A 6256-nucleotide genomic window follows, 5' to 3' on the forward strand; every position below is an offset into this window, starting at 1 on the left:
TCCTCGGATTGTAGAAGGCGGGGTGGGCGCACCCACCACTTTGGGCCTGTCAGCGCACGCCAAGCGACGGCTGGCTAAAATGGCCGGCCCAGGGACTCCCACTCACACGCATTCCATGAAACTCATCGGCGCCATCACCAGCCCTTACGTGCGCAAAGTGCGCATCGTCATGGCCGAGAAGAAGCTGGACTACCAGTTCCTGCCCGAAGACGTGTGGTCGGCGGACACGAAGATCGTCACCTCCAACCCGCTCGGCAAGGTGCCCTGCCTGGTGATGGAGGGCGGCGAAGCGGTGTTCGACTCGCGCGTGATCGTCGAGTACCTCGACACGCTGTCGCCGGTGGGCAAGCTGATCCCGGTGCAAGGCCGCGAACGCGCTGAGGTCAAGACCTGGGAAGCGCTGGCCGACGGGGTGCTCGACGCGGCCATCCTGGCGCGGCTCGAAGCGACCTGGGCCGGGCGCAGCGCCGAGCAGCGCTCGCAGGCCTGGATCGACCGTCAGATGGGCAAGATCGACGCCGCGCTCAAGGCCATGGGCCAGGGCCTGGGCGACAAGCCGTTCTGTTCGGGCATTCACCTGAGCCTGTCCGACATCGCGGTGGGCTGCGCTCTGGGTTACCTCGACTTCCGCTTCCCCCAGATCGACTGGCGCACCGCACACCCCAATCTGGTCAAGCTCAGCGACAAGCTGGCGCTGCGCCAGAGTTTCGCGGACACTGGACCGAACTGACCTCCGCGCCGCGCGATTGATCGACCCACCCCTGCGCCGCGCCTGAGGGCGCGTCACCCCCTCAAGGGGGCAATGCGAGCGGCCCGGCGGAGCCGGTTCCGCCGCATTCTGGAACTTGATGCACGCGCTCCGGCCGGCTTACTGGCTGGTCTTGCGTTTCAGGAACCGCATGAGCGCGCCCAGGCCCGGCAGTTTTTCGTACAGCTCTTCCGCGGCGTCCCAGTAGTCGCGGTGGTGGCTGACGCGGCCGTCGGGGGCCAGCGTGAGGTGCGATCCACCACGGATCACCTGTTGCGTCACCGTGTCAAAGCGCCTGAAGCGGAAACGGAATTCCCACACCAGAAAGGCCTGATGGCCGTCCACGATCTGCTGCGTCACGACGAAGCGCGGTTCGTGCAGGGTCACGAACATGTGTTTGAAGATCAGCGTGATCGAGGGCACGCCCCGGACCTCGTTGAACGGGTCCTTGAAGCGCGCGTCGGCGGTGTAGAAGCGGCCCAGTTGGCCGAGGCTTTGTGGTGTCAGCGATTCGAACCAGGCAGTGAGGCGTGCGACGGCGGCGCGGCTGTCTTCGGTGTGCATGGCTGTTTATAGCCCGGTGAATCGCCGCACGGCCGGGAAGTAGGCGCGGTAGGGCAGCAGGCGCAGCAGCTTCATCCAGCGGGTGAAGCGCTTGGGGTAGTGGATGTCGAAGTGGCCCGCCGCCCAGCCGCCGAGCATGGCGGCTGCTGCGTGGTCGGGCGTGATCAGCGCGGGCATGGTGAAGTTGTTCTGCGCGGTCAGCGGCGTCTGAACGAAGCCCGGGTGTACCACGCTCACACCCAGCCCCAGCGGTTCCAGGTCGAGGTACAGCGTTTCAGCGAGGTGGGTGAGCGCGGCCTTGGTGGGACCGTAGGCCAAGCTCTTGGGCAGGCCGCGAAAACCCGCCACGCTGCTGATGAGGCTGATGTGGCCGGCACCGCGCGCGGTGAACGCCGGCAGCACCGCGTCGAGCACGTGCAGCGCGCCGGTGTAGTTGATCGCCAGGTGCTGCTTCATCTCGGCCAGGTCGAATTCGATGGCCCGCATCTCGCGGTAGTGGCCGGCGCAATAGACCACCAGATCCAGCGGGCCGTGCGCCAGGATGGCGCGCGCGGTGGTGGCCACAGCGTTCGCGTCGGTCACGTCCAGCGGCCAGGCCTGCACAGCGGGTGGCTCGCCAGTGCGTGTGTGCCGTGTCACCAGCTGCTCCAGCGCGGCTGCGCCGCGCGCCGACACCTGCACGCTGGCACCGCGCGCGACCAGCGCCTCGGCCGTGGCCAGGCCGATGCCGCTGGACGCACCCACCACCCAGACGCGTTGACCGCGCCAGTCGGTGATCGGTGGGTTGAACGGGCGCAACAGCGACCAGCCGCGCCTCTGCTGCGCGGGGCGGTCCGTGTGCGCGACGCTGGGTTCGACGAAGCTGCGTTGGGGAGTCATGGGAGTGGCCGATGGGACAGAAAACGGTGTCGGGTTTCATGGTGCCGGAGCGCGACCCCGACGCATGAGACGGTGCCGCCCAAGGGCACCGCCGGGCCGGCTTTGCCGGACGGCCAGTGCCGCCCCCCTGGAGGGGGGTGACGCGAAGCGGCGCGGGGGGTCATCTCTTCACGAAGCTCAGCGTGACCTCGCCCAGGCGGATGCCGAACTTGCTCATGGTGGCTTTGTTGAGCATCACGCGCGCATCCATGAGGTACATCCAGTCGTCGAATTCGACGTTCACGATCGTGGCCCCCACGCTGGCCGCTTCGCGTGCTGCGCTGCCCCCCGAGGGGGCGCTCGCGACTTGGGGCGGCCCGGCGTCGCTCGAGCCGCCGACCGGCAGCGCCAGCGTATAGCCCCAGCGGAAGGTGTTGCCCTGCGTCTCGCCCAGCGCGCTGCCGACCACGTCGTCCGCCATGCCGCTGTAACGACCATTGCCCAGGTGCTTGAGGCGCCAGATGCGCTTCTGTGTGGTGCCGTCCGAATACGTGAAGTCTTCGTCGAGCACGCCGTCTTCGCCGGTCCAGCTGCAGCGCATGACCACGGTGAAGCGTTTGACCACCGCGCCCGAGCGGTCGGTGAACACGCCGTAGGCGTCCAGCGTTCCGTTGAAGTACTGGCGCAGGTCGAGCGCGGGTTTCTGGCCGGCGAATTCGCTGATCTGGGGGCCAGCGCACCCGGTGAGCACCAGGGCGCTGGCGGCGGCCCCGGCGGTGAGCAAGAGGCGTCGTTTCATGGGTGGGCTTTCAAGGGGGTGGTTGCGGTGAGCGGCGATGCCGCCGGGCGGCGGATCACCAGCAGGTACAGGCCGGCGGCTGCCAGCAGCTTGAGCGCGCAGGGCAGCAGGCCGTAGGCGATGGTCAGGCTCTGCAGACCGGCCTCGTCGCGCGCGCCGGGCGCGTAGCCGAACAGGGCGAGCAGCGGCAGTGCCAGACCGGCGGCGAGCGCGAGGTTGAGCTTGGCCGCGAAGTTCCACCAGCCGAGGTAGGCGCCTTCGCGCTTGCCGCGCTCGCCCAGATCGCCGAGCAGGCCGGTGAGCAGCGCGCCCGGCAGTGCGAGATCGGTGCCCAGCGCGATGCCGGAGAGCGCGCAGATGATGAGAAACGCGGTGCTGTCGCCGGTGCCCAGCGTGGTGGTCCAGACGAAGGCCGCGACCGACAGCGCCATGCCCGCGAGCCAGTTGCGCGCCAGGCCGATGCGGGCCACGAGCTTCAACCAGAGCGGCAACGAGAGCGCCGCAAACAGGAAGTAGAGGCCGAGGAAGGCCGGCTCCAGCGCGGCGGGCGCCTGCAGGCGGTCCTGCACGAAGAACAGCACCAGCGTGGCCGGCACAGCGCTGGCCGTGCCGTTCACCACGAACACCAGCAGCAGCCGCACGAACGCCGGCTGGCGCAGCGGCGAGCGACCCACCGGCGCCGCGGCGAGCGGGTGATCGCCGACCTGCGGCACCACCGCGCGGCTCCACGCCCACCAGCCCAGCGCCAGCAGCACGGCGAAGGCGCCGACGGTCGCGCCCAGGCCCAGCGTGCCGGGCAGCACCGCCGCAACCAACACGCCGAGCAAAGCCAGGCCTTCGCGCCACGCGACCACGCGGCTGCGCTGCGGCTCGCTGCCGCCCAGCCGCGCCCCCCAAGCCTGGTGCGCCACGCTGGCGATGCTGTAGGCCGTGTAGGTCAGCGCCATCAGGCCACCGGCCCAGGTGAGCAGGGCGGTGGTGCTGCCCTGCACGGCGGTGGGTGGAAACAGCAGGCCCCACAGGCCCAGCGCCAGCACGACGGCGGCCACCGCGCCCGCGCCCAGCACGGCGCGATGCGAGCGCGCGAACAGGCGGTCCACCCAGCGGCCGATCCAGGGGTCGAGCACGGCGTCGAACAGGCGCGCGGTGAGCAGCACAGCGCCCAGCGCAGCCAGCGGCGCGGCAAAACTGCGCGCGTAGTGGTTGGGCAGCACCACGTACAAGGGCAGCGCCACGAAGGCGAGCGGCAGGCCGAGCAGGCCGTAGCCCAGGCCCTGGCGCCAGGCGCCGGGGCCGATGAAGCGGGCCGCTGGGTCGGTTGTCGCGTGCGTGTCTTCTCCCAGCGAGCTGGCTGGCGAACGGCCCGGCGCGGCGCTCACTGGACGACCCTCCGTGCTGCGCACTGCGAGGCTGAGCACCTTCGGAGCGGCCGGGCGGCGCTCACGGGAGTACCTTCGCCCTGCGGGCTGCGGTGCGAGCTTGCTTGGGAACGGCCCGGCGCGGCGCTCATGGCGTGCGGCCGGCCAGACCCAGCAACTGCTCACGCATGCGCGGCTGCGAGGTCTGTGGCAAGAGCCAGATGCCGAAGAAGCGGCGCGCGAACTCGGGGTCGCTGATGTCGCCGAGCAGGCGGCCGTTGAGGTAGAAGCGCGCGGCCTGGCCGGGCAGGTGCAGGCCGGTGATGCGGTCGCCCTTCTGCACGTTGGGGAACAGGCGGGCCATGGCCTGTTGCCAGCGCGTGGCCTGTTCGGCCGTCAGGGCCTCGATGGCCTGCATCTCGTCGATCGAACGCTCGGCGATGTCGGCGCCTTTAAAGGCGCGCAGGTAGTTCAGCTCCAGCGCGAAGCGGTGGCGGTCGAACGCGGTGGCGGTGAAGCCGGGGTCGGCCCGCAGCGTCGCGTCGTACACCTCGAAGCCCCAGACCTTCAGGCGCGCGTTGCCCACCGTCTGCGCGTTTTGCAACACGCTCTCCAGACCGCTGACGGCCGTGTTGGCCTGCGCCCCCAGGGGCATGGCCAGCACCCAGGTGGACGCGAGTGCAGCGAGACAGAAGGTGCGGCGGGGTGTCATGGGGGGCCGGTCAGACGGGCTTGCGCAGCGTGAGCTGCACCACGTCGGTGTTGTGCTCTTCGAACGCGGCTTCGCAGTAGGCGAGGTAGAACTCCCAGATGCGCAGGAAGCGATGGTCGAAGCCCAGCTGCAGCACCTGCTCCTGGTTCTTCAGAAAGTCCTCGCGCCAGAGCCGCAGGGTGCGCGCGTAGTCCAGCCCGAAGCAGAAGTTGTCTTCCACCTCCAGGCCCGCGAGCGCGGCCTGCGCGCGCAGCTCGCGGGGGCAGGGCAGGCAGCCGCCAGGGAAGATGTACTGCTGGATGAAGTCGGTGCCCGCGATGTAGCGGTCAAACAGCGCGTCGTGAATCACGATGCTCTGAAGGCAGGCGCGGCCGCCCGGCTTGAGCAGGCGCTGCAGCGCGCTGAAATAAGTGGGCCAGTAGTCGCGGCCCACGGCCTCGACCATCTCGATGGAGCAGATGGCGTCGAAGGGGGTGTCGTCGATGTCGCGGTAGTCCTGCAGACGCAGATCAGTCCGGTCCTGCACACCGAGCCGTGCCATGCGCGCCTGGGCAAACACGAGTTGTTCGGTGGAGAGCGTCACGCCGGTGACGGAGGCGCCGAACTCCGTGGTCGCCATTTCGGCCAGCGCGCCCCAGCCGCAGCCGATCTCCAGCACGCGGTCGCCGGCTTGCACCTGGGCCATGCGCAGGGCGCGCCGTACCTTGGCGTGTTGCGCTTCGACCATGGGCTGGTCTGGCGTTTCGAACAGGGCCGACGAGTAGTTCATCGTCTGATCGAGCCAGAGGCTGTAGAAGGCGTTGCCCAGGTCGTAGTGGGCGTGGATGTTCTTGCGGCTGTTGACCTTGCTGTTGCGGTTGAGGCGGTGCTTGACCCAGTAGGCCAGGCGCCCGATCCACGAGCCGTAGATCACGTCTTCGATCTCGCGCCGGTTGACCACGAAGAGGCGCAGCAGGTCGGTGAGGTTGGGCGAGTGCCAGTCGCCCGCGATGTAGCTCTCGGCGAAGCCGATGTCGCCCGATTTGAGGGCCGCGCCGCACACGTTCCAGTTCAGCAGACGCAGGCTCGCGTGCGGGCCGTCCACGCTGCCGAAGCGCTGCACCGTGCCGTCGGGCAGTTGCAGCGTGAGGCTGCCATGTTGCAGGCGCTGCAGCAGTTGCATCACGGTGCGCGCGGCGGCGGGGGCGTTGCGCGGCAGGTCGAAACCGGCGCTCTGA

7 protein-coding genes are annotated in these 6256 nt (G+C 69.3%); 1 reads left to right on the forward strand and 6 read right to left on the reverse strand.

Annotated features, from left to right (window positions below):
- The first annotated feature begins 115 nt into the window (after window positions 1–115).
- Window positions 116–730 carry a glutathione S-transferase C-terminal domain-containing protein gene (locus B0E41_RS00340; protein ID WP_077327477.1) on the forward strand — a complete coding sequence of 205 codons (615 nt, stop codon included), beginning with the start codon at window positions 116–118 and terminating at the stop codon, window positions 728–730.
- A gap of 138 nt (window positions 731–868) precedes the next feature.
- Here the strand turns inward: B0E41_RS00340 and B0E41_RS00345 are convergent, their stop codons facing one another.
- From B0E41_RS00345 to B0E41_RS00370, 6 genes are all read right to left on the reverse strand, one after another.
- The gene (locus tag B0E41_RS00345) at window positions 869–1312 is read right to left on the reverse strand and encodes a nuclear transport factor 2 family protein (RefSeq protein WP_077327480.1); all 444 of its coding nucleotides are present in this window, start codon (window positions 1310–1312) and stop codon (window positions 869–871) included.
- A gap of 6 nt (window positions 1313–1318) precedes the next feature.
- A complete protein-coding gene (locus B0E41_RS00350; protein ID WP_077327483.1) occupies window positions 1319–2191 on the reverse strand; it encodes an SDR family NAD(P)-dependent oxidoreductase in 873 nt (290 codons plus the stop codon).
- Between the two features lie 160 nt (window positions 2192–2351).
- On the reverse strand, window positions 2352–2969 hold the full coding sequence (locus tag B0E41_RS00355) for a DUF3833 domain-containing protein (RefSeq protein ID WP_077327486.1): 618 nt from the start codon (window positions 2967–2969) through the stop codon (window positions 2352–2354).
- Entirely contained in the window at window positions 2966–4267 is a 1302-nt protein-coding gene (locus B0E41_RS00360; RefSeq protein ID WP_143433590.1) for an MFS transporter, read from the reverse strand. The genes B0E41_RS00355 and B0E41_RS00360 overlap by 4 nt, the downstream gene beginning before the upstream one ends.
- 208 nt (window positions 4268–4475) lie before the next feature.
- Window positions 4476–5039, reverse strand: coding sequence for a chalcone isomerase family protein (locus B0E41_RS00365; protein ID WP_077327489.1), 564 nt, complete (start codon window positions 5037–5039; stop codon window positions 4476–4478).
- A gap of 10 nt (window positions 5040–5049) precedes the next feature.
- Window positions 5050–6237, reverse strand: a complete 1188-nt coding sequence (locus tag B0E41_RS00370) for a cyclopropane-fatty-acyl-phospholipid synthase family protein (RefSeq protein WP_077327495.1) — start codon at window positions 6235–6237, stop codon at window positions 5050–5052.
- Window positions 6238–6256: the final 19 nt, after the last annotated feature.

It is taken from the genome of Hydrogenophaga sp. A37 (genome assembly GCF_002001205.1).
In the GTDB taxonomy this organism is placed as follows: Bacteria; Pseudomonadota; Gammaproteobacteria; order Burkholderiales; family Burkholderiaceae_C; genus Hydrogenophaga.